At 69.6% G+C, this 20,580-nt stretch carries 25 protein-coding genes; 13 read left to right on the top strand and 12 right to left on the bottom strand.

What is annotated here, in order from left to right; translation table 11 throughout:
• Positions 1–76: 76 nt before the first annotated feature.
• From BLT28_RS11205 to BLT28_RS11190, 5 genes are all read right to left on the bottom strand, one after another.
• On the bottom strand, positions 77–1,708 hold the full coding sequence (locus tag BLT28_RS11205) for a RecQ family ATP-dependent DNA helicase (RefSeq protein WP_030432144.1): 1,632 nt from the start codon (positions 1,706–1,708) through the stop codon (positions 77–79).
• The gene (locus BLT28_RS11200; protein ID WP_030432145.1) at positions 1,705–2,043 is read right to left on the bottom strand and encodes a hypothetical protein; all 339 of its coding nucleotides are present in this window, start codon (positions 2,041–2,043) and stop codon (positions 1,705–1,707) included. Before BLT28_RS11200 ends, BLT28_RS11205 begins: the two co-directional genes overlap by 4 nt.
• Before the next feature lie 49 nt (positions 2,044–2,092).
• The gene (locus BLT28_RS42510; protein ID WP_156051442.1) at positions 2,093–2,365 is read right to left on the bottom strand and encodes a cupin domain-containing protein; all 273 of its coding nucleotides are present in this window, start codon (positions 2,363–2,365) and stop codon (positions 2,093–2,095) included.
• Positions 2,366–2,687: 322 nt separating this feature from the next.
• Entirely contained in the window at positions 2,688–3,587 is a 900-nt protein-coding gene (locus BLT28_RS11195; RefSeq protein WP_030432147.1) for an SDR family oxidoreductase, read from the bottom strand.
• A gap of 116 nt (positions 3,588–3,703) precedes the next feature.
• Positions 3,704–4,210 carry an RNA polymerase sigma factor gene (locus BLT28_RS11190; RefSeq protein ID WP_162184904.1) on the bottom strand — a complete coding sequence of 169 codons (507 nt, stop codon included), beginning with the start codon at positions 4,208–4,210 and terminating at the stop codon, positions 3,704–3,706.
• Between the two features lie 334 nt (positions 4,211–4,544).
• On the opposite strand from BLT28_RS11190, the gene BLT28_RS11185 reads away from it, so the two are divergent.
• On the top strand, positions 4,545–4,937 hold the full coding sequence (locus tag BLT28_RS11185; protein WP_231950848.1) for a hypothetical protein: 393 nt from the start codon (positions 4,545–4,547) through the stop codon (positions 4,935–4,937).
• A 4-nt stretch (positions 4,938–4,941) separates the two neighbouring features.
• Positions 4,942–5,472 (top strand): GNAT family N-acetyltransferase, encoded by a 531-nt coding sequence (locus tag BLT28_RS11180; RefSeq protein WP_231950747.1) that lies wholly within the window; start codon positions 4,942–4,944, stop codon positions 5,470–5,472.
• A gap of 4 nt (positions 5,473–5,476) precedes the next feature.
• On the opposite strand, the gene BLT28_RS11175 is transcribed toward BLT28_RS11180, so the two are convergent.
• Together BLT28_RS11175 and BLT28_RS11170 are read right to left on the bottom strand one after the other, a co-directional pair.
• Positions 5,477–6,022 (bottom strand): ester cyclase, encoded by a 546-nt coding sequence (locus BLT28_RS11175; protein ID WP_030432151.1) that lies wholly within the window; start codon positions 6,020–6,022, stop codon positions 5,477–5,479.
• 11 nt (positions 6,023–6,033) lie between these two features.
• On the bottom strand, positions 6,034–7,104 hold the full coding sequence (locus BLT28_RS11170) for an MBL fold metallo-hydrolase (RefSeq protein WP_030432152.1): 1,071 nt from the start codon (positions 7,102–7,104) through the stop codon (positions 6,034–6,036).
• 78 nt (positions 7,105–7,182) lie between these two features.
• Between BLT28_RS11170 and BLT28_RS11165 the strand changes: the two genes are divergently transcribed.
• Positions 7,183–7,839 carry a TetR/AcrR family transcriptional regulator C-terminal domain-containing protein gene (locus BLT28_RS11165; RefSeq protein ID WP_156051444.1) on the top strand — a complete coding sequence of 219 codons (657 nt, stop codon included), beginning with the start codon at positions 7,183–7,185 and terminating at the stop codon, positions 7,837–7,839.
• A gap of 5 nt (positions 7,840–7,844) precedes the next feature.
• A complete protein-coding gene (locus tag BLT28_RS11160; RefSeq protein WP_162184905.1) occupies positions 7,845–8,681 on the top strand; it encodes an arginase family protein in 837 nt (278 codons plus the stop codon).
• A 7-nt stretch (positions 8,682–8,688) separates the two neighbouring features.
• Here the strand turns inward: BLT28_RS11160 and BLT28_RS11155 are convergent, their stop codons facing one another.
• A complete protein-coding gene (locus BLT28_RS11155) occupies positions 8,689–9,309 on the bottom strand; it encodes a VOC family protein (RefSeq protein ID WP_030432155.1) in 621 nt (206 codons plus the stop codon).
• A 502-nt stretch (positions 9,310–9,811) separates the two neighbouring features.
• On the opposite strand from BLT28_RS11155, the gene BLT28_RS11150 reads away from it, so the two are divergent.
• From BLT28_RS11150 to BLT28_RS11140, 3 genes are read left to right on the top strand one after another with little or no spacing between them, the layout of a single operon-like run.
• The gene (locus BLT28_RS11150; RefSeq protein ID WP_052407858.1) at positions 9,812–11,344 is read left to right on the top strand and encodes an APC family permease; all 1,533 of its coding nucleotides are present in this window, start codon (positions 9,812–9,814) and stop codon (positions 11,342–11,344) included.
• Between the two features lie 50 nt (positions 11,345–11,394).
• On the top strand, positions 11,395–11,607 hold the full coding sequence (locus tag BLT28_RS11145) for a hypothetical protein (RefSeq protein WP_231950745.1): 213 nt from the start codon (positions 11,395–11,397) through the stop codon (positions 11,605–11,607).
• Positions 11,608–11,667: 60 nt separating this feature from the next.
• On the top strand, positions 11,668–12,231 hold the full coding sequence (locus BLT28_RS11140) for a maleylpyruvate isomerase family mycothiol-dependent enzyme (RefSeq protein WP_030432158.1): 564 nt from the start codon (positions 11,668–11,670) through the stop codon (positions 12,229–12,231).
• On the opposite strand, the gene BLT28_RS11135 is transcribed toward BLT28_RS11140, so the two are convergent.
• The 3 genes from BLT28_RS11135 to BLT28_RS11125 form a co-directional block, all read right to left on the bottom strand.
• Positions 12,224–13,450 (bottom strand): putative glycoside hydrolase, encoded by a 1,227-nt coding sequence (locus tag BLT28_RS11135; RefSeq protein WP_030432159.1) that lies wholly within the window; start codon positions 13,448–13,450, stop codon positions 12,224–12,226. The genes BLT28_RS11140 and BLT28_RS11135 overlap by 8 nt on opposite strands.
• A 245-nt stretch (positions 13,451–13,695) precedes the next feature.
• Positions 13,696–13,983, bottom strand: a complete 288-nt coding sequence (locus BLT28_RS11130; RefSeq protein WP_030432160.1) for a hypothetical protein — start codon at positions 13,981–13,983, stop codon at positions 13,696–13,698.
• 143 nt (positions 13,984–14,126) lie between these two features.
• A complete protein-coding gene (locus tag BLT28_RS11125) occupies positions 14,127–15,038 on the bottom strand; it encodes a LysR family transcriptional regulator (protein WP_063766666.1) in 912 nt (303 codons plus the stop codon).
• Between the two features lie 81 nt (positions 15,039–15,119).
• Between BLT28_RS11125 and BLT28_RS11120 the strand changes: the two genes are divergently transcribed.
• The 3 genes from BLT28_RS11120 to BLT28_RS11110 all read left to right on the top strand — a co-directional run bounded on the left by BLT28_RS11120 (position 15,120) and on the right by BLT28_RS11110 (position 18,787).
• A complete protein-coding gene (locus BLT28_RS11120) occupies positions 15,120–16,010 on the top strand; it encodes an EamA family transporter (protein ID WP_081900629.1) in 891 nt (296 codons plus the stop codon).
• A 36-nt stretch (positions 16,011–16,046) separates the two neighbouring features.
• Positions 16,047–17,249, top strand: coding sequence for a serine hydrolase domain-containing protein (locus tag BLT28_RS11115; RefSeq protein WP_081900630.1), 1,203 nt, complete (start codon positions 16,047–16,049; stop codon positions 17,247–17,249).
• 419 nt (positions 17,250–17,668) lie between these two features.
• Complete coding sequence (locus BLT28_RS11110) at positions 17,669–18,787, top strand: HNH endonuclease signature motif containing protein (RefSeq protein WP_083383715.1); 1,119 nt, start codon at positions 17,669–17,671, stop codon at positions 18,785–18,787.
• Here the strand turns inward: BLT28_RS11110 and BLT28_RS11105 are convergent.
• Positions 18,784–19,449 carry a TetR/AcrR family transcriptional regulator gene (locus tag BLT28_RS11105; RefSeq protein ID WP_030433888.1) on the bottom strand — a complete coding sequence of 222 codons (666 nt, stop codon included), beginning with the start codon at positions 19,447–19,449 and terminating at the stop codon, positions 18,784–18,786. The genes BLT28_RS11110 and BLT28_RS11105 overlap by 4 nt on opposite strands.
• A 137-nt stretch (positions 19,450–19,586) precedes the next feature.
• Between BLT28_RS11105 and BLT28_RS11100 the strand changes: the two genes are divergently transcribed.
• Genes BLT28_RS11100 through BLT28_RS11090 form a run of 3 tightly spaced genes read left to right on the top strand, consistent with a single transcriptional unit; the run spans position 19,587 to position 20,447 of the window.
• Positions 19,587–19,907, top strand: a complete 321-nt coding sequence (locus BLT28_RS11100) for a MerR family transcriptional regulator (RefSeq protein WP_052408298.1) — start codon at positions 19,587–19,589, stop codon at positions 19,905–19,907.
• 30 nt (positions 19,908–19,937) lie between these two features.
• Complete coding sequence (locus BLT28_RS11095; protein WP_156051922.1) at positions 19,938–20,156, top strand: hypothetical protein; 219 nt, start codon at positions 19,938–19,940, stop codon at positions 20,154–20,156.
• Between the two features lie 3 nt (positions 20,157–20,159).
• Positions 20,160–20,447 carry a hypothetical protein gene (locus BLT28_RS11090; protein WP_052408296.1) on the top strand — a complete coding sequence of 96 codons (288 nt, stop codon included), beginning with the start codon at positions 20,160–20,162 and terminating at the stop codon, positions 20,445–20,447.
• The last annotated feature ends 133 nt before the right edge of the window (positions 20,448–20,580 follow it).

The following is a 20,580-nucleotide window of genomic DNA, read 5'->3' as shown; positions in this document are numbered from 1 at the left end:
GACCGCCAATCAAGCAGAAGCTCCGGCCCGGAACAAGCGGCTTCAGCCCGGTTCGCCGTCCGCCGAAGGGGATCTGTCAGGAACCGGTAGATCCTTCGCTTTGCAGCAGGTCCTGTTCCCGAACGGCGGCCAGCGACAGGGTTCGGTAGCCCTCCTCGTCGAAGAGCACGGTCAGCCGGTCCTCCTCAACGGACATGACCACGCCGTGACCCCAGTCGCGGTGGCGGACGTGGCTGTGCCTGGGGAACTCGCAGTCATCGGGAGAACGGTGCCGTGCGGTCCCGGCGTCACAGGTGTCGCAGTTGCCGCAGGGCTCGTCGAGCTGTTCACCGAAGTAGCCGAGGAGGTACTGCCTGCGGCACCCGGTGGTCTCGGCATAGCCGCTCATCATCAGCAGTCGCGACCGCGCGGCCCGTTGCCGGGCTCCGGCGAACTCGGTCGCTCGTGTCGCGGCCTGTTCCGCGGTCAGACCGGAGTCCTCGGTGGTGATGTGCCCGGACTCGGTGGTGTGAACGGCCCCCGATTCCTCCAACAGGTTCACCACCCGGGTGCTCGTCGCCGGAGGCAGATCGACCTCGCCTTTCAACTGCGCCAACCCGATCGGCTCCGGGTGCTCGCCGAGCGCGTCCGTGACCTCCTCGACCGCGTCCGCCCGCGGCGGGTGGGTGGTGAGGAACTTCTGCACGCCCGCATCGCCCGGCCGGTAGAACAGGACGATCGTGGCGGGCTCACCGTCCCGCCCGGCCCGGCCGATCTGCTGGTAGTAGGAGTCCACGGAGTCGGTGATCGAGGCGTGCACGACGAACCGCACGTCCGGCTTGTCGATCCCCATGCCGAAAGCGGATGTGGCCGCGACGACGTCCAGTTCGCCGTCCATGAACTCGCGCTGGACCCGGTCCCGGTCCGCGGCGCTCATCCCCGCGTGGTAGCTCGCGATGCGAACACCGGCCTCGGCGAGCTGACGCGCGTACTCCTCGGATTCCTTGCGAGTGGCGACGTAGAGCAGGCCGCAGGCCGGAGCCAGGCGCTTGACCTCGGCGAGGACGTCCGCCCGCTTGCGGTGGTCGTCGTCGTGGCGCCGCACCGCCAGGTGCAGGTTCGGCCGGTCGAAGCCGCCGATCACCGCCCGGTGGTGGCGCAGGCCGATGCGCTCGACGATGTCGCGGCGCACCGGAGGCGCGGCCGTGGCGGTCAACGCGATGACACGGGGCCGTCCGAGCAGGTCGACCACGGGCGCGAGCCGCCGGTAGTCGGGGCGGAAATCGTGACCCCACGCGGAGACGCAGTGCGCCTCGTCGATGACGAACAGCGAGACGTCGAGCTCCGCCAAGCGCCGCACCACATCCGGTTTGGCCAGCTGCTCCGGTGCGAGGAAGAGGTACTTCGCGGTCCCCGCGCGCAGAGCTTCCCACGAGCCCCTGTGCTCGGCCGCGCGCTGTGCGGAGTTGAGCGCCACCGCTTTCGGCGCATCGCTGGCCTCGATCGCCTCGATCTGGTCGCGCTGCAACGCGACGAGCGGGGAGACCACCACAGTCAGTCCACTGTGGAGCAACGCAGGCACCTGGTAGATCGCGGACTTGCCCGCACCGGTCGGCAACACCGCGAGCACGTCGTGCCCGGCCATCACCAGTTCCATCGCCCGCAGCTGTTCCTCGCGCAGCCGCGACCAACCGAAAACCTCCTTGGCGAGCCGCCGCAGCTCGCTCACGGACGCTGGCGCTGACCGGCCTGGCCGTAGACGCCCTGGTGCGGCGGGGGAGTCGGGTCCACTCCGGTCGCCGCGGCCACCGGCGAGCCCTGACGCGGCGGCGGCGCGTGTTCCGGCTGTCGCCGCTGGTCACCGCCAGAGGGCTCGGCTCCCTGCGCCAGCTCTTCCATGCGCGCGTCGAACGCCGTCAGCACTGCGGGCCGGTTGGCGTGCGCGGCCTCGTACTCGCGCAGCCGCCGCAGCTCGGCGCTGTCCAAGGCGCGGATGCGGTGCGTCAGGCTGCCCTTCGGCAGGTGGTCGTAATCCGGCAGCGGGAGGTCCGCGTGTTCGCTCATTCCCTGCGGTTACCCGGGTCCGCGCCGAAGACACCGCGACTCTTCTCGGTCACCGATCTGCGGTCGGCGTGCCCTGTCCGCCTTTCGGCGCCAAGTGTTCTTCGGCCGTGGTCGGTGTCCGGTGCAGCCGATGGTCGTCGTGTTCGCCGTACTGGCCGGTGTGGCTCAACGGAGGCGAATACGCGTGGATGGTGACGGTGGGCCCGGCGCCCGGTTCCTTGCGCATCCGGTGGATGAAGGTCTCGTCGAAGCAGAAGCCCTGCCCCGCGGAAACGGCGTAGCCGACCGGGCGTTCGCCGAGGCGGAGGTGTTCGTGCCGGATGGCGCCCCCGGGTGGCGTGCACGCCCCCGGTCGAGGTGGTGTGGTCGTGGAAGCCGGTGTCGTGGTCCTCGTCCATCCAGGAGATGGCCCAGATCCCGATGTGCTCGGTGGTCAGGACGTCGGCGCAGGTCCGTTCCGCCGGGGTCCGCCGGAGCTCGTCCTCCCACAGCAGGGGGTGCTCGGCGACCAGGCGCGCGATCTTCTGCAGGTGCGGTCCGTCCACCGGGCCGTCGGGCACCTCGAAGGGCAGATCGCTGCTCATGCTCCTGACTACCCGGGGGCTCCTCACCGGAATCACCGCCGGCCCCGGCGGTGTGCCCGATCAGGTGAGCGGCTGCCCACCGGTCACCGCGAGGACCTCACCGGTGACGTAGCTCGACTCCTGCGAGGCGAAGAACACGAAGGGCGCGGCCAGCTCCGCGGGCTGCGCGGCGCGTCCCATCGGGGTCTGCCCGCCGAAGCTGTCGACCTTCTCCTCCGGCATCGTCGCCGGGATCAGCGGCGTCCACACCGGCCCGGGTGCCACGGAGTTGACGCGAATGCCCTTGTCCGCCAAGTCCTGCGCCAGCGCTTTCGTGAAGGTGACGATGCCGCCCTTCGTGGTGGCGTAGTCCAGCAACTCCGGTGAGGGCTGGGACGCCTGGATGGAGGAGGTGTTGATGATGCTCGCCCCGGGCTTCATGTGCGGCACAGCCGCTTTGCACAGCCAGAACAATGCGTAGAGGTTGGTCTTGAGCACCCGGTCGAACTGCTCGGTGGAAATGCCGAGAATGCCTTCGTCCCGCGACATCTGGTAGGCCGCGTTGTTGACCAGCACGTCGATCCGGCCGAACTCGGAGACCGCGCGGTCGACGATGCGCAGGCAGTGCTCCTCCGAGCGGATGTCGCCGGGCACGCACACCGCCGAGCGGCCCGCCTCGCGCACCAGCTCCGCCGTGCGCTCGGCGTCCTGCTGTTCTTCTTCGAGGTAGGACAGCAGCACGTCGGCGCCCTCCCTGGCGAAGGCGATGGCGACCGCGCGGCCGATGCCGGAGTCGCCGCCGGTGATCACGGCCTTGCGGCCGGTCAGCCGCCCGGAGCCGCGGTAGGTCCGCTCGCCGTGGTCCGGGGACGGCCTCATGCCGCCGCCCCCTCCCGGGTGCTCCTGCTCCTGACCGGCCTGCTGGTCCGGCGTCGGGTACTGGTTCCTGGGGTCCTGCGGCGTGTACTGGTCCTCTGCCATAGCGGTGTTCTTCCCGGCAGCGCAGGAGCGCAATCCTCGAGCCGGCCTCGCCCGGCAAGGGGGAAGGGCCTGGGTACCGGGCCCTGCTCCCAGTACCCAGGCCCTTCATCAACCGATCACCCTGCTGTACCGGATGCTCGGTGGGCCATCCATTGGCGGACGCGGCCGCGCGCGCGGCTGGCGATGCACTCGGTCGCGCGTCGTGTCGTGCCCAGTCTCCGTGAGATCTCGTCGTGCGGGAGACCGTGGGAGAGCCAGAGCAGGACACACCGCTCGCGCCGGCTGAGCTTGCCGCAGTGCGCGACCAGCCACGCCGCCTCGGCCTGATCGCTGATCGCCTCGGCCGGGTCTATCACGTCCAGCGGCTGGAGCTTGGTGTGCGCGGCGACGCGCCGCGCTGTGGTGCTCCTGCGGGCCTCGTCCACGCACAGCCGTCGCACCACGGTCTTCAAGAAGGGGGTCAGCCGGCGCGTGTCCAGCGCCGGGAACTCCATCGCCCTGATGAAGGCTTCGTGCACCAGGTCCTCGGCCACCTCGCCCGCCCCGGCCCGGGCGGCGATCCGGATCAGCGCCGGCCGCAGTTCGACGCATTCCCGCCAGAACTCCTTGCTTTGTTCGGTCACCAACACGGCTCCTTGCATCGGCAGGAATTGTGGCGGGATCTCGCAATCCGGTCACATTCCCTTCGAAGCACCGAGGCGTTCTCCTCGGTCTTCTCATATCTGACAGCACGAGCCGATGGCTTGGCAAGCATTGTTGCACAGAAAAGCATTATCCCGCCGAGTGCCGGTCGCGCGCGGCCATTTGGTCGGATGGCGGTCTCATTCATTTGTACGCAGCGTTTCGATCTGTGTATTCGGTGCGAGATACCCGTGATGGCCCGGAATAGTCCTGCCGCTTCTCGGGCACATGCCGGTCGTTGGCGGGTGCCCCTTCCGCGGTGTTATCGGCTTGAGCGTGCTGATCTTCACGGCCTACCCTGCTCACATGCTCGAACTCGCCAGCCGGGAGCGCAGCCAGCCCGCACCTCCCGCCGTGGTGCGGGAGTCGCTGACGGCCTTTCGCTCCCCGTCCGCCCGGCCGTGGCTCGATCTGCTCCCCGACGAGGTCGAACCCCGGGTCCTCGAGTCGGACGACCCGAGCCGGGTGGTGTGGTCCTCCCTGTGGCCCGATCGGCCCCAGGACCGCATTCGTTTCGATCTGGGTCAGGCCAAGGACGGATACGGGTGTGCGTTGAGGTGGACGCTCATCACGACCGATACCGCGCCGAGTGAGAGCAAGCTCGGCCATATGCGTTACCGGCTGAACGTGCTGATCAACGAGAGTCTTCGGAAGTCCTATGGTTCCTAGGCCGGTGCTGCGCGATGCCGAAAGGGACGATGTGCCCGGAATCGCCGCGCTGATGCGGCAATCCGTGCTCGATGTGTTCCCGCGGTTCCACGACGAACGCGAAACAGCCGCCGCCGCCCGCTACCTCACCGAACCGGACACGGTGCTCGTCGACGACGGCACCTACTACGTCCACGAGGCGGCGGGGGAGATCGTCGCGTGCGGCGGCTGGAGCAGGCGCGACAAGCTCTACACCGGATCCGGTGACGCCCCGTCCGACGACCGCCTGCTGGACCCGGCCACCGAGCCCGCTCGGGTGCGCGCGATGTTCGTGCGCGGCGACTGGACCCGTCGCGGGCTGGGGCGCGCCATCCTCGACCGGTGCGAGCAGGCGGCCAGGGCCGAGGGTTTCCGGTCCCTGGTCCTGATGGCCACCCTGCCGGGGGAACAGCTCTACCGGGCCTTCGGCTTCCGCGAGCTGGGCCGCACCCGCGTGCCCCTGCCCAACGGCGTCTTCCTCGACGGCGTGTCGATGGAGTACCCGTTGTCCCGCTGACCGCTCAGCCGGGCAACGACGGCGGCTGGGTGTCGAGCAGCGCGGGGTGGGGCTTCGACCCCGTCATGGACAGGGCGCCACGGACGCACTTGGCCAGCAGCAGCCAGTTGGCGGGCTTCTTCAGGTCCAGGCCGCCGATGAGCTGGCGGAGCAGGGTGAGCGAGTCGAAGTAGATCCGCTCGCAGACCAGCGTCTCGTTCTCGTCGAAGAGGAAGTAGGCGGTCATCCGGACGCGGAAGGAGTTGCCGGTGGGCGGGATCGCGCCGAGCGGGCCGAGGTGGGTGCCGATCAGCCAGAACTCGACGATCACGGCGTCGTCGGCGTGGCGCAGTTCGATGATCTCGTGGTGCTGGTCCGGGAACGCCACCCGGGTCTGGTGGTAGTAGCCGCGCACCGCCGAGTCGCCGTCGTGGACGGTCATGGTCGGGATGAGCTCGTAGCGCGGGTGCGGGAACGTTGACAGGACGTCGTCCCACTGCTGCTCGACCTCGTCGCGGAAGTGGTCGAGCACCAGCTTCTGGCGGGCGTTGCGGATCTCTTCGGTGAGCATGTCCGGTTTCCTCAGTTCGCGTGGGTCAGCGTCGTGTGCGCGAAGGTCGGCCCGGTGCCCGGGCTGGTCCAGGTGGCGGTGAGCTCGCTGGAGGGGAAGAACTGCGGGAAGCGGGGATCGGCCTGGCTGCGGTCCACGACGGACTTCTCCAGGATGATCGAGTTGTACTGGTCGGCCGTGGTCTCCAGGGTGTTGGCGTTGAGCACCACCTCCTGCTGCCAGGCGCGGGACCAGCGGGCCAGCCCGGGGATGGCGCTGTGCTCCGGCGTCAGGCACTCCGCGGCGACGGCGTTCTCGCTGCTGGCCCAGATGCCGGTGGAGGTGTTGAGCACCAGGGTCTGGTTGCCGAAGACGTGGCCGGGCGTGGCGATGACCGCGACGCCGGGGCCGAGCACCAGGCCCCCGTCGGCGGCGAGGAACGCCTCGGCAGGCACGTCGTCGAACGCGTCGACCTGGTACCAGGGGCGCTGCAGAGGGTGCAGGTTCGCCATGCCCGCCAGTTCGTCGCGCTGGACGATCACCTTGGCGTTCGGGAAGTACGCGTCGCCGCGGCCGGTGCCGGTCCAGCGGCGCAGGTCCTGGGTGTGCAGGTGGTCGAACATGAGGTAGTCGACGTCCTCGGGCCTGATGCCGAGGCGGGCCAGGTGCCGCTGGACGGTGCCGTGCCGGGTGACCACGAGCTTTTCCACGAAGCCCGGGATGCGCGCCTTCAGCGCGGCGAAGTACGGGGTGTTCTCGCCGCGCTCCACGTCGCTGGGCTCGAACAGCAGCACGCGGCGCCGCCCGTCGGTCTCGCGCCAGCGGATGACGAGCATCCGGTTGGTGATGGCCAGGAACGGCGCGATCGCGCGGCCCGCGCGGAACAGGCCGAACCTCGTCGGGTAGGGCAGCGTCACCAGGTCGCACGTCACGACGCTGTCCGGGGTCCCGGTCGCGGCGAACTCGCGGCGGAAGTCCGCCGCGCGGGTGCGGGCCCAGTCGAGCTTGGCGCCGTGGCCGCCCTTGACGGCGGCCAGCCCGGCGAGCACGTCGACCGCCGAACCGAGGGTGGGCAGACCGGCGACGGTGGCGGGGTCGAACACGGGGACCTCCGGGAGACTTACGGTGTAAGTGCAAGGGAAGCACTTACACTGTAAGTACGTCAACCGAGAGGCCCCCCGATGAAGCCCGCCCGCGCGAAGGTGACCCGCGAGAAGGTCCTGGCCGCCGCACTGGCCCTGGTCGAGGAGAACGGCGTCCAGGGGCTGAGCATGCGCAAGCTCGCGGCCGCGGTCGGCGTTGAGGCGATGTCGCTCTACAACCACGTGCCCAACAAGGACGCCGTCATCGACGGCATCGCCGAACTGGTGATCCGGGGCATGGTCCTGCCCGAGCCGACCGGCGACTGGAAGAACGACCTCCGCGGCCTCGCGGACGCCTTCCGCACCGCCGCGACCCGCTACCCGCACGCGGCGGGTCTGGTGCTGACCCGTCAGCTCGGCTCCGATGCCAGCCTCGCCGGTACCGACGCGGCCCTGTCCGTGCTGCGCGGCGCGGGCTTCGGAGCGGAGGAGGCGGTGCACGCCTTGCGGGCCGTTCTGGCTTTCCTGGTCGGCACCGTGTTGCGCGAGGTGGAGTCCGGTCCAGCCTTCGACGGCGACGATCCGGAGGCCGTGGCCCACCGCAGGGCCGAGCTGGTCGCGAGCCCGTTCCCGGCACTCGCCGAGTCGGCGCCGTTCCTGGCATCGTGCGATCACGACCGCGAGTACGAGTTCGGGCTGGAGCTCCTGCTCACCGCGCTGGAGACCCGCAGAACGCAGTCCAGTCAGAGGGGATGACGGAGATGGCCCGACTGGTCCTCGCACCGTTCGACTCCGGCCACCGTGACCGGCGGATGGGGGCGGGGCCGTTCGATCTGCTGCGCCACGGGGCAGCCGAGCTGCTGGACGCGGATCAGGTGATCACGGTGGAGTCGGACCGTCCCGAGTTCCCGCAAGAGGTCCGTACCGCGTTCGAAGTCCAGCGGGCCGTCGCCGCACAGGTGCGCCAGGCGGTCTCGGAGGGCTCCGCGCCGGTAGTGCTGTCCGGCAACTGCAACGCGACCGTCGGCGTGGTGTCCGGACTGTCCACACCGGACGATGATCTCGCCGTGGTGTGGCTGGACGCCCACGCGGACCTGAACACACCGGAGACCACGACCTCGGGCTTCGTCGACGGGATGGGCCTGTCGGTGCTCACCGGGCGCTGCTGGGCCACCCTCGCCGGAACCGTTCCCGGGTTCCGGCCGGTGCCCGACGACCAAGTGCTGCTCGTCGGAGCGCGCGATCTCGCCCCGCAGGAGCGGGCGGTGCTGGCCGGCTCCGGTATCCGCCTGCTCCCGGCCACCGCGGACGACGTGGCCGGGGCTGCCCTTCCCCCGCGAGTGCGGCGGGTGCACCTGCACATCGACCTCGACGTGCACGACTCGCGACTGGTCGGCCCGGCCAACGAGTACGCGGTACCCGATGGCCCTGACGCGGCCGAGGTCCGGCGCATCGTCGAAGCCGTCAGCGCGCGTTTTCCCGTTGTCAGCGCGACTTTCGCCGCTTACGACCCGGCTGTCGACGTCGATGGCGCTGTCCGCGCGGCGGCGTTGGACCTGATCGAGTTGATCGGCACGAGGCTCGCCCAGAACCCGTAGCGGCACGTCAGAACGCGGGCACGGACTCGGTGGCTTCCCAGGCGAACCCATCGGGGTCGGTGAACGTCCCACCGCCGATGGTGATCCGGTGTGACCCGCTGCCCTCCGGGGAGACGCCGGTGGCCTTGGCGAGGGCGCGACGGCGGTAGAGCCCCAGCTTGATCGGACCCGGACCGTCGGCGAACTCGACGTACATGCGGCCGAAGCTCTTCGCCACGACCAGGCCCTGGTCGACGTAGAAGCGCTTGCTGGCGGCCACATCCGTGGCTCCGAGCAGGAGCACGATGTCGTCGATCTCCCGCGTCGCGGGGCCGGTGTCCTTCTTCGCCGAGGTCGCGATCTTCCAGATCGTGCCGTCCGGTGCCCGGACGACGCCACCATAGCCCCAGAGCGACTTCGCGGCGGGCTTCAGCGTCGTGGCACCGGCGTCCAGGGCGGAACGGACAAGGCTGTCGACGGTGGACGGCTGGGACACGGTGAGGGAGAGCGTGAACCCGCGGAAGCCGGTCGCCGGAGCCTCAGAGGCTCGCAGACGGACCTGCGTGTCCAGGCCGAAGGCGGTGCTGTAGAAGCGCTTCGCGGCCGCGGGGTCGGCCACGTCTAGGGTGACGGTTTCGATGTTCGCCATGGTCACGACGCTAGGTGCCACGCTGGGGCGGATGCTTCTCGATTCCTGATCGGTCCGGCCTCAGCAGCCGGGCAACCAGGAGCGCGTCGGGGCGATAGGCGGGCAGGTGCTCGTCGGCCGCGAAGACTTCGACGAAGCCCCGCCGCTGATCGCCCATCCGGTATCGCGAACGCAGGAACGCGACGTCCTCACCGGGAGCGACTTCGAGCAGGTGGACCCGGGCCCACGACGGCCTTCGGCCCGTTCTTCCGAAGAACCAGGAGATCGCGGCGCGCTCGGCACCGGTGGTCGCCGGGGTCGAACTCGATCCCCACGCCGGTCGTTGCGGCCGTTCCGCCGAGCTGCAGGCGCGACGGCGCAGTTCCGTCCACTATGGATGGTTACGTCCACAGTGGACCCCGCGCGGAGCCGCAGGAGGGTCTCCAGTTATATTTGATCTTGTGCGGCTGCGCTAACCTCCGCGCTGTTCTCCCCTGTCCCGATCTGCCCTGCGGAGTCCTCGATGCCCCATGCCCGGGCGCACAGCACAACCGGGAACGTCGCGAGCGCCCTCGCCGCGAATCGGCTGGGTGTCTCGGCGGTGGCCTACTTCGCCATCGCCATGGGCGCCCCGCTGACGATCCTGGTCGGGGCGGTGAGCACCGCCTACGCCACCACCCGGCAGCTCGGGATCCCGCTGGGGTTCGTGCTCATGGGCGCGGTGCTGGGGCTGTTCTGCGTGGGGTACGTGGCCATGGCCTCGCGCGTGCCCAACGCGGGCGCGTTCAACGCCTACGTCAGCAAGGGCCTCGGCAGGCCACTGGGCGTCGCCGTCGGGTGGATCTCGGTCATCGCCTACAGCGCCCTGCAGATCGGCTTCTACGGCGCGCTCGGCGACGCCGCCCGGCCGGTGTTCAGCGCGTGGTTCGGCCTGGATCTGGCCTGGTGGGTGTACTCGCTGGCCGGCTGGGCGGTCGTGGCCTGCCTGGGACTGCAGTACATCGACCTCAACGGCAAGGTGCTCGCCCTGCTGATGTTCGCGGAGTGCCTGGTGATCGTGGTCTACAGCGCCGCGAACCTGGCCAACCCCGCCCAGGGCACCGCGATCGCCGACTCCCTCGCCGTGTCCAGCCTGCTCACGCCCGGCGCCGGCACGCTGTTCGCCATCGCGATCCTCGGCTTCGTGGGGTTCGAGACCACCGCGGTCTTCTGCGAGGAGACCAGGTCCGCGCGGCGGACGGTGCCCACCGCCACCTTCCTGTCGCTGGGGGTGCTGACCGTGCTCTACGCGCTGGGCTCCTGGTCGATGAGCGTGGCGACCGGGCCGGAGCAGATCGCCGACGCGGCGCGCGGTCAGGGCACCAACCTGATGTTCGGCCTCGCGGCGGCGAACCTGGGCGGCTGGTGGGCCGACGCCGGCAGGCTGATGTACGTCACCGGAGTCCTCGCGGCGCTGATCGCCTTCCACAACACCGCGGCCCGCTACGCCTTCTCCCTCGGCCGCGAACGCCTGCTGCCTGCGGTGCTCGGGCGGACCTCGCAGCGCACCAGCTCGCCCCGGAACGGTTCGCTCGCGCAGAGCGCCGTCTCGGGCGCGGTGATCATCGGCTACGCCGTGGTCGGCGGGGACCCGGTGCGCGACCTGTTCTTCATCTGGAGCACCGCGGGCAGCCTCGGTGTCCTGCTGCTCATCGCCACCACGGCGGTCGCCGTCGTCGTGTTCTTCGCCCGCATCCCCGCGCGCAAGCGCACGTGGCCGGGTGTGCTCGTCCCGGCGCTCGCCTGCGCCGGCTGCCTGCTCGCGCTGGCCTTCGTGCTGTCCACTTTGGACACTCTGCTGGAGGTCGGCGCCGATTCGCCGTTGCGGTGGGGGATCCCGGGTGCCTACCTCGCCGTCGCCGTGCTCGGGGTGGTGTGGGGCCTGGTGCTGCGCCGGGCCCGCCCGGACATCTACGCCACGATCGGCCTGGGCACGAAGAGCGCCGCGAGAACCGGTCTCAGGCAGTTCGGTCACGCCGACGAGACCCGGCCCCGGCGGCGGACCTTCAGCGGCTGATCCGGCCGGACGACCTGCTCGCCGACATGAACCTGGCGTGCAACTTCGTTGTGAGCCATCAGGTCGAGTACCGCGAAGGCGGTCCGTCCGATCACTTCCAGGCGTGGGTTCTGCGCGAGTCCGACTGGGACGGCGTCTTCGACCGCGGGTTCGAGCAGGTCGTGCGCGTGGTCTGCGATTGGGTCGCGGACCGGCCGGGCTGGTGCGAGGCCCTCCCGTGGCGGCCACTGGACCTCGGCGACGGTTCTCAACCGTTGGGTTGACAACGACGTAGGTGCCACCTACCTTGCTTTTCAACCTCTTGGTTGTGAAAGGTGGAGGCGATGTCCTCGAGTCCTGCCCGGCAGCACGCCGACGACGCGGCCCGGTTCACCGAGCTGGTCGAGTCCGCCTCCGCGGCCGGCTGGGGACGGCCCAGCCCGGTCGCGGGGTGGACGGCCCTCGACGTGGTGAGGCACCTCGTCGAGTGGTCGCGCGGATTCCTCCGGGGGGCCGGGATCGAGCTGCCCGCGCTGGACGTCGACGCGGACCCGGTCGCCGCGTGGAAGCGGCACGTCGCCGACATCCAGGCCGTCCTGGACGACCCCGCCGGGCGGGTGCTCAGCAATCCGCACACCGGCGACAAGCCCGTTGACGAGGCGATCGACCAGTTCTACACCGCCGATGTCTGGATGCACCGCTGGGACCTGGCCAAGGCGCTCGGCCGCGAGCCCGATCTCGGCGAGGAGCGCTGCGCGGCCGCGCTGGCGGGCATGGAACCCCTGGACCGGATGCTGCGCGACAGCGGCCAGTTCGGCGCCGCCGTGCCCGTCGCCCAGGACGCTCCCGCGCAGGACCGGCTGATGGGCTTCATCGGCCGCGATCCCGCCTGGCGGCCCGCTACGTGAGCCAGGCCGTTCCGGGGCACGGTTTGCGCAGGATCGATCCCGACGTACCGGCAAGGCTGATCGAGGACACCTCCGCGCCCGTCTCGTCGGTGTGGTTGCCGCCCAAGGGAATCTGCACGGCGGCACTGTCGGTCGGGTTGGCGTTCACCACGACGGCTCCGCAGCTGAAGTCGCGGCGGTAGACGTTCGTGCCGATCGCGCTGTACGGGCCGGACGGCACGCCGAGGTCCCAGTCGTACTCGGGATGCCACGGGGTCGGATTGCCGTAGCCGTCCACCTTGTCGATCTCCGCGATCGCGGATTTCGCGCTGTTCGCCGCCATGTAGTAGGAGGCGAGCGCGTAGCGGAACGGGCGCACGGCGGTCTTGGAGAAGTGCGGCTGCACCAACGTGATCTTGCCGGCGGCCTCGTTGTCGGCGATCTGCTGGACCTGCCGCCGCCAGCCCTGGGCGTAGTCGGGGAGCTGTTCGGTGTCGGAGAAGGACAGCCACCACTCGTCCCAGCCGCCGTCGAGCTCGGCCATGTAGGCGTTCCAGCCGCCCTCGTGCAGCCGCGCGTTGCTCACGTTGGCCACGGTCTTGAGACCGGCCGCGGTGAACGCCGAGCGGGTGTTGGCGAAGAACGACGTGTACGCCTTCTGGAACGAGGCGTCGTCGCGGTACTTCTTCGGGCACGTCCCGGGGTGGTAGGTGTCGCACTTCCACAGCGCGTTGTCGATCAGCACCCCGTCGAAGACGCCTTTCGCGGCCGCGACGACGTTCTCGGCCCACTCCCGCTGGTAGGCCGGGTCACCGATGTCCATCTGCCAGTGCCCCGCGTAGCCGGAGTACTCCAGCCGCTTGCCGTCCGGCCCCGTCAGGAACCACTCCGGGCGGTTCCGGTCGGCGTGGCAGAACCCGACTCCCGTCGGGAGGGCGGCGTCGTCCTTGCCGTCGCGGCACGCGTAGGAGCGCGTCGACGACATGTCCTTGTAGACCAGCACGGTGATGGCGGGGTTGGCCGCCTTCAACTTCGGGACGAAGCTCGCTTCCCACGCGTTGAGCAGGACGTAGTCGCGCTTCTTCGCCTCGGCCGCGAGCTTCTCGTCGGTCACCGGGGTGCCGTTCCAGTGGATCCAGAACGACCGCGTCCGCCCCGGCGGGTCCTCCGTCGCGAAGCCGGAAGCCGTGGTCGTTGCGGTGAGCAGGAGGGCGACGAGCAGTGTCGGCAGTGCTTTCAACTCGAGATCCTTCGAGGCCGGTTGCAGGGAGGCCCCACCCTCGCCCTCGGAAAACCCGCGCGCCAGTGCAGGGCAAAGCTCTTCGAAGAAGGACCCGAAGGAAGTCGTGGCCGTTTCAGGGTGCCGTGAATCCCGTTGTCCTCCTCGGAGATCGGGGATTTGGTTCGTCTTTTGCGGTGCGCGGTAGGTCATTCACGCCTGCCATTGTGGTGTGAGGTTTACCGAAATCCTGGGGAGACAGGGCGCTATCGACAGGTGCGATGGCGGAGCGAGCGGCCGAGCTTTTCCACGAGGCCCGGATCCGCGAACACGCTGATGCGACCGTTCCGGCCCGACGTGAGCACCGAGACGTCGCGGATCACCGCCATGCAGGCGACCAGCGCGTCCGGCACGGGTTGCAGCCGCTCGTCGGTCGCGATCTGGTAGAGGCAGACCCGCACGGAGGACCGCGGCGAAACCCCCGTAGGTGCGCCAGGCCGTTCGAGCAGTTCGTAGGTGCGGCGCCCCAGCAGGAAAGTGTCCGCGGCCAGCATCGCCTCGGTGGCCCGTTCGCGCGCCTCGTCGTCGAAGAACCGGTGCGCCCAGCCGCCCTGCTCGGTCTCGTTGAAGCCGCCGGGGTCCTGGACGACCCCGACCCTCCGGACGTACAGACCACCGTGCGGCGCGAAAGGAATCGCTACCGGGCGAGCGCTCCGCGGAGCTGGTCGAGGGCCAGCTCCAGCACGGCGCGCGTGGCGGGGGACAGGTCGGTGTGCCGCCGGTGCACGATGGCGTAGCTGTCCCACATCCGCGGCCGCAGCGTCGCGGTGATCAAGTTGGGCGGCACGCGATCGGCCATGCGCCTCAGGATCCCGCGGTTGGCGATGGTGTCCGCGAGCCCCTGTGCGGCCAGCTCCAACGTCGTCTCCACGTCGTCGACGTCGGCGATCGTGCGCAGCGGTGAGCCGACGGCCTGCACCCGCGCGGCCAGCTGCCGTCGCGTCGTGTCCGCCTCCGCCCACGACGCGTACGGCAGAACCAGGCGCGCCGCGGCGAGCCGTTCGGCGGTGACCGGCCCGGCGGCCCGGTCCGCGTCGGCGGTGACGTAGAGGACTTCGTCGCGCAGCACGGGCTGGACCGACAGCTGCGCGTCGTCGACCGGCAGTGCGACGATCCCGGCCTCCACGGCGCCGGAGCGGATCAGCTCGACGGTCTCCGCGGAGTTCTGCCCGACGATCTCCACTCGCAGCCCGGGATGGCGGGTGAGGACCGACGCGACCAGATCCGCTCCCACGTAGTAGCGGATCGTGCCGAAGACACCGAGCCGGACAGTGCCGGTCAGGAGGTCCCGCACCGCGCGCGCCGCCGCGACCGCTTGTTCGCTCGCCGCGAGGGCCCGTTCGGCGTGTGGTGTCAGTGCGTGGGCCGCCTCGGTCGGGCGCAGGCCCCTGCCGACGCGGATGAACAGCGCGACGCCACAGGTTCGCTCCAGCAGCCGGACCTGCTCGGAGACCGACTGTTGCGCCATGCCGAGTTCGGCGGCTGCCGCGGTGAAGGACCCGGTGCGCGCGGCGGCGAGGAAGCAGCGGAACTGATGCAGGCTGGCCACGACAAGCTCCAGGAATTTCCAGTACATGGGCGCGGAACTTCAGGCTAGCTCGGTGGCAGGCTCGTCCCTAGCTTCTGCCGCATGACGACGATGACCGCGACTGCGAACCGGCTGGCGGGCAGCCTGCTGATGCTGGTTTCCGCCACCGGGTACGGGTTGCTGGCGCTGTTCGGGACCTGGGCTCGCGGCGCCGGGTTGAGCGAGATCGCCGTCATGGCGTTCCGTTTCGCGCTTGCGGCGCTGGCGTTGTGGTTGATCGTGGCCGTGCGTCGGCCCCCGGCGGCGTCACGCTCGGCGCTGGTCGCCTCGGTGGCGCTGGGCGGGCTGTGCTGGTCGATCCAGTCGGTGGCCTACCTGCTCGCGGTCGTGCGCGTGGGTTCCTCGCTCGCCGGGCTGCTGCTCTACACCTATCCCGTGTTGGTGGTGATCGTCGCCGTTCTGGCCGGGCGGCAGCGGTGGAACTCCGGCTTCGCGCTGGCCTTGGGCTTGGTGCTCGCGGGGCTGGCCTTGGTGCTCGGCGCGGGCTTCGCCTTCACCGGCCTCGATCTGTCCGGGGTCGTCGCGGGGTTGGTCGCGGCGGTCACCTACACGACGTTCATCCTCGCCAGCGAGCCGCTGTCGGAACGCGTCGATCCGTTCCTGTTCACCGCCTTGGCGATGACCGGCGCCGCGTGCGCGACCGGCGTCCTGACCCTGGTGCGCGGCGATCTGGACCTGGGCGCGGTCGGCCAGGCGGGGATGTCGCTGCTCGGCCTGGCGCTGCTGGCGACCGTCGTCCCGGCGCTCACGTTCCTGCTCGGGCTGCGCCACGTCGGAGCCTCCGCCGCGGCGGTCCTCTCGTGTGCCGAGGTCGTGGTCACCTGCGTCGTCGCGCACGCCGTCCTCGGTGATCACCTCACGCCGGTCCAGCTCGCCGGCTGCGCCACCATCCTCGCCGCCGTCGTCGTCCTCAACCGCCGACGCGTGTGCTAGTTTTCGAACATGTTCCGAAACCTGAGGCGTGGGGCGATGAGAGCCCCACTGATCGCATGGGCGAGCGCCGCCCTGCTGGGCATCGGTGCGGTCGCGGCGCCTGCCGCGTCCACGGCGGAGGGTGAGATGACGGGCAACGCGAAGCACGGTGAGCTGGCGTCCGCCGTCGAGGCCATCCGTCGCGCGGGAGTGCCGGGGGTGTTCGCCGAGGTCCGCGACGGCGAGCGGGCGTGGCGCGGCGCGTCCGGTGTCGCCGACGTCGAGACGGGCCGTCCGGTCACCCCCGGGATGCGGCACCGCGTCGGCAGCATCACCAAGACCTTCACCGCCGCCGCCGTGCTGCAGGAGGTCGAGAAGGGCCGCATCGGGCTCGACGCGCCGATCGGGACCTACCTGCCGCAGCTGGTGCCGGGGGAGCGCGGGCGCAGGATCACCGTGCGCATGCTGCTCAACCAGACCAGCGGGCTGCCGGAGTACCTGCCGTACGCGTTTCCGTCGCTCCAGTCCTTCCCCGCTCCCGGGTCGGCGAAGAGCTTGGACGACAACCGGTTCCGGCAGTTCCACCGCGCCGAGCTGATCAAGATGGGCGTCACCGCGCCGCCCGCCGGAGAGCCGGGGAGCACTCCCGGGACCTACTCCAACACCAACTACCTGCTGCTCGGCCAGCTCCTGGAGCGGGTGAGCGGCATGACGGCGGAGGAGCACATCACCCGCAACGTCATCGAGCGCGCCGGGCTGCGCAACACCGAGTTCCCCGCGGGGCCGCGCATCAAGGGGCCGCACCCGAAGATGTACGAGTCGCTGTTCGGCACCATCGACCCGCCGCGCGACTACAGCGACTACAACATGTCCTGGGTGTCGACCGGCGCCGGCCTGGTCTCGACCGTCGACGACGTGAACCGCTTCTACCGGCTCCTGCTCGACGGCAAGATCATCAAGCCGTCGTCGCTGGAGCAGATGCAGCGCACGACCCCGGTCGTCGGCCAGACCGGCGGGACGGTCGACTACGGCCTCGGCCTGCACAGGTTCACCATCCCCGGCTGCGGCACCTTCTGGGGCCACGACGGCACGGTCTGGGGAGCTGAGACGCTGTCCATGATCAGTCCCGACGGCAGGCGGCAGTTGACCGTGGCGATGAACCTCGTGCGGTGGAACGAGCTGGACGCGTCGGGGAAGCCGCAGCACCATCCGATCGATGACGCGCTGAAGGCGTTGCGGGGGACGGTGTTCTGCGGGTAGCTGTTTCCCGGCGTGGGCTTCCGGCTTGCGCCAGTACCAGCGTGGGGTCGGCTGGTTTCAGCGGGGTTGGCTGGTTCCGGCGGGGGTGGCTGGCTGCAGCGGGGGTTGGCTGGTTCCGGCGTGGGGCTGGCTGGTTCCGGCGTGGGGTCGGCTGGTTGCAGCGGGTGTGGCTGGTTCCGGCGTGGGGTCGGCTTGACCTGGGGCCCCTTGCGCGTGCCCCTGGGCCTTTCAGGGGCACGGGATGAAACTCCGGCCCTCGCGGGAAGCGTATGGCACGCGCACCCCAGGTAAAGCCGACCGCCCCAGCCTTACCTCGCGCCAGCTGGAACCGGCTTTCGTTTACTGAAACCGTTGGTGTGTAAGGGAAAGTTCACTCCGTAGAGCCATGATCCACTATTTGCAGACGCCAAAATAGGGGTATGGCCCCTGCCGATATCGAAGACGACCTCGTCGCCGCCTACGCCGCCATCGGGCGTGCGGTGGCGGACTTCGCCTCAACCCTGATGAAGCTCTATGACGACCTGGATCCGCAAGTGCAGCAGTACGCGGGGGATGTCCTGATGCCGCTGCTGCGTGTCTCCCAGGTCAAGGGCAACAAGCTCATCGACCGGGCCATGTCGCTGGTGGAGCACCCGGTGGTGTTGGAGGCGTTGGCGGAGGGGCGGATCGACGAGGGCAAGGCGTTGATGATCATCGATCAGGTCAGTGTCCTCGACGCCGCCAACCAGGCCATCGCCGAACCCGTGTTGATCGCGCATGCGGCATCGCACAACTACACCGCGAGCCAACGCTATGCCCGGCGGTATGTCCTCAAGCTCGACGCCGAAGCAGCCCTGCGGCGTCATGAGGAGAAGCGCAAGCAGCGGTTGGTGGAGAAGTTCAACCTCGACGACGGCATGTGCTCCCTGCGCGTCGTTTTGCCTGCCCTCGACGCGGCCTTGGCTTTCGATCGGATCGACCGCATCGCGCGGGCGTTGCCGAAGGATGACCGAACGCTGGATCAGAAGCGGTCGGATGTCGCGGCGGATTTGTTGATGGGGAAGGACACTCCGGCGCCGCAGGGGGAGGTGTGTGTGAACTTGACCATGCCGATCACCAACATCCTGGGTCTGACCACAGACCCGGTCATGCTCGGCGGATACGGGCCGCTGCCCGCGGAGGTCGTGGCGGATGTGGCGGCGAATGGGATCTGGAAGCGCATCCTGACTGACCCGGTGACGGGGATGGCTGAGCACATCACCACCTACCGGCCCACCCCGGCGCAACGGGAACTCATCAACGCCCGGTATCCCACGTGCACGATGGTCGGCTGCAACCAACCCGCCCACCGCTGCGACGTGGACCACTGCTGTCCCTTTGACGGCACCAACACCACCATCGCCAACCTGCGACCGAAGTGCAGGCACCACCACCGGATGAAGACCCACTCCAACTGGTCCTGCGAGAACCGGCCGGACGGGACGCATGCGTGGACCACGCCGAGTGGCAGGGTGATCGAGACCGAACTCGAACCCATCGCCGAACCCGCACCCTTCTAGGACGACGTGGCCTGAGCGAGGAGTCCGGTGACGAACGCGGAAAGACCCTGGCGATAGGTGTCCTCCGCGGCGAGCACCGGCCACTGGTCGCCGACCTCGGCCAAGCGCGGCAAGCGCGAGGTGTCGACCTCGCCGAAGAAGGCTTCCTGGTGCGCGGGGGTGTCGCGGGATCGCGCGCGGACCAGGATCTCGCCGACGGTGTAGTACCAGGCGCTGCGGAAGACGTGGACGGCATGGTCGAGGGTGCAGCCGTGATCGACGGCCCCGCCGACCACGGCTTCGACCATCTCCAGCGCGGGGTGGCCGAGCCGCCGGAGGAAACCGTCCGCCGTGAGGACCTCGGCCGCCCAGGGCCAGGCGGTGAGGGAGTCGTGGATCGCGGTCATCGCCGCGACGATGCGCTCCACCGGCCGCTCGGGCAGCTCGCCGCGCAGGGTCTGCTCGGCGTGCTCGTTGAGCAGCTGGATCAGCAGGTCCTCGCGGTCCCGCACGTGGTGGTAGAGCGTCGGCGCCCCGATACCGAGCTCGGCGGCCAGCCGCCGGACGGTCAGCTTCTCCCAGCCGTCCCGATCGATGATCTTCCGGGCGCCTGCCAGGATCTGCGCGCGCGAGGTCCGCGACGGTCTGCCACCCCGATTCTGGGGCGATGGTGATCGGGACACACCCCCATCATGCTGCACCGCGGCCGGGCTCCGCGAGGTCGGCGCCGAACGCACTGTCCACACTGGACCGCGGATGTGAGCCAGGACACAGAGATGGTTCTCGACTCTCCAGTTACTGCAAGGGCGAATCTCGTCCCATGCTCTCCATCAGTGACTTCAGCTTCGTCTGCCAACTGCCCCCGCAGACCCTGCGCTACTACCACTCCGAGGGGCTGCTCGTTCCCGCGGAGGTCGACTCGTCGACCGGCTACCGCACGTACACCTTCGACCAGGTCGAACGCGCCATGCTCATCACCGTCCTGCGCGGTTCGGGACCGAGCGTCAAGGACGTCAGGCGCGTGCTCGACGAGCCGGACACCGGTCCTGCCCTGCTGCAGCAGCACACCGCGGAAGTACTGCGCCAGCGGGAATTCCAGGACAACGCGCTCAGTGACGCGCGCGCCTTGCTCTCCGCATGACCAGAACCGCAGGTACGCCAGGTGCCCAAGATGACCGTGGTGTCGAAGGCAGTGCCCGGCCCGGAGGTCGGTGCGCTCGACTACTACGACTGGGATCAGGCCGACACCGCCCTCACCGCCACCATCGAGGACGTCGTCAAGGCGGTGGAGTCCTGCGGGGCCGTGGTCTCGGGGTCTCCGTGGCGCAGCCCGAACGACGAAACCGAAGAGCGCAGGAAACAGCAGGTGACCGCGGAAGGACCGCACTGACTGGTGAAGCTCCCGATCACGGCGGACGAGAAGGCGATCGCGGCGCTGCCCGGCGATCTCGGCGCGCAGACCTTCCGGGCACGGGAGGAGCTGTCGATCGCCATCCCGGGCCGGGGCTCGAACGCCAAGTACGCGACCGCGATCTCGCGCCTGCTCCAGCACGACCTCGGTGGGCGCATGGTCGACATCACGGCCGTCCGGCAGGTGCTGCACGAGGACAGCGTGGAAACCGCCATGGAACTCCTCACCTTCGACGAGTCCGATGTGGACGGATTGCCTGCGGGAAGGTGAAAGCTCCTCGGGATCGTAGGTGGCCATTACGCGCTGCAGCCCCGGGTAGTGGCACCGATGCAGTCCCCCGACCACTTCGGCACAGTGCGGGTCGAACATGCCTGCGAACGGACGCGTCCTGCGCAGCCATTTC

This window comes from Allokutzneria albata, assembly GCF_900103775.1.
Classification (GTDB): Bacteria; Actinomycetota; Actinomycetes; order Mycobacteriales; family Pseudonocardiaceae; genus Allokutzneria; species Allokutzneria albata.
This window is presented reverse-complemented; position numbering and strand designations above follow the sequence as displayed.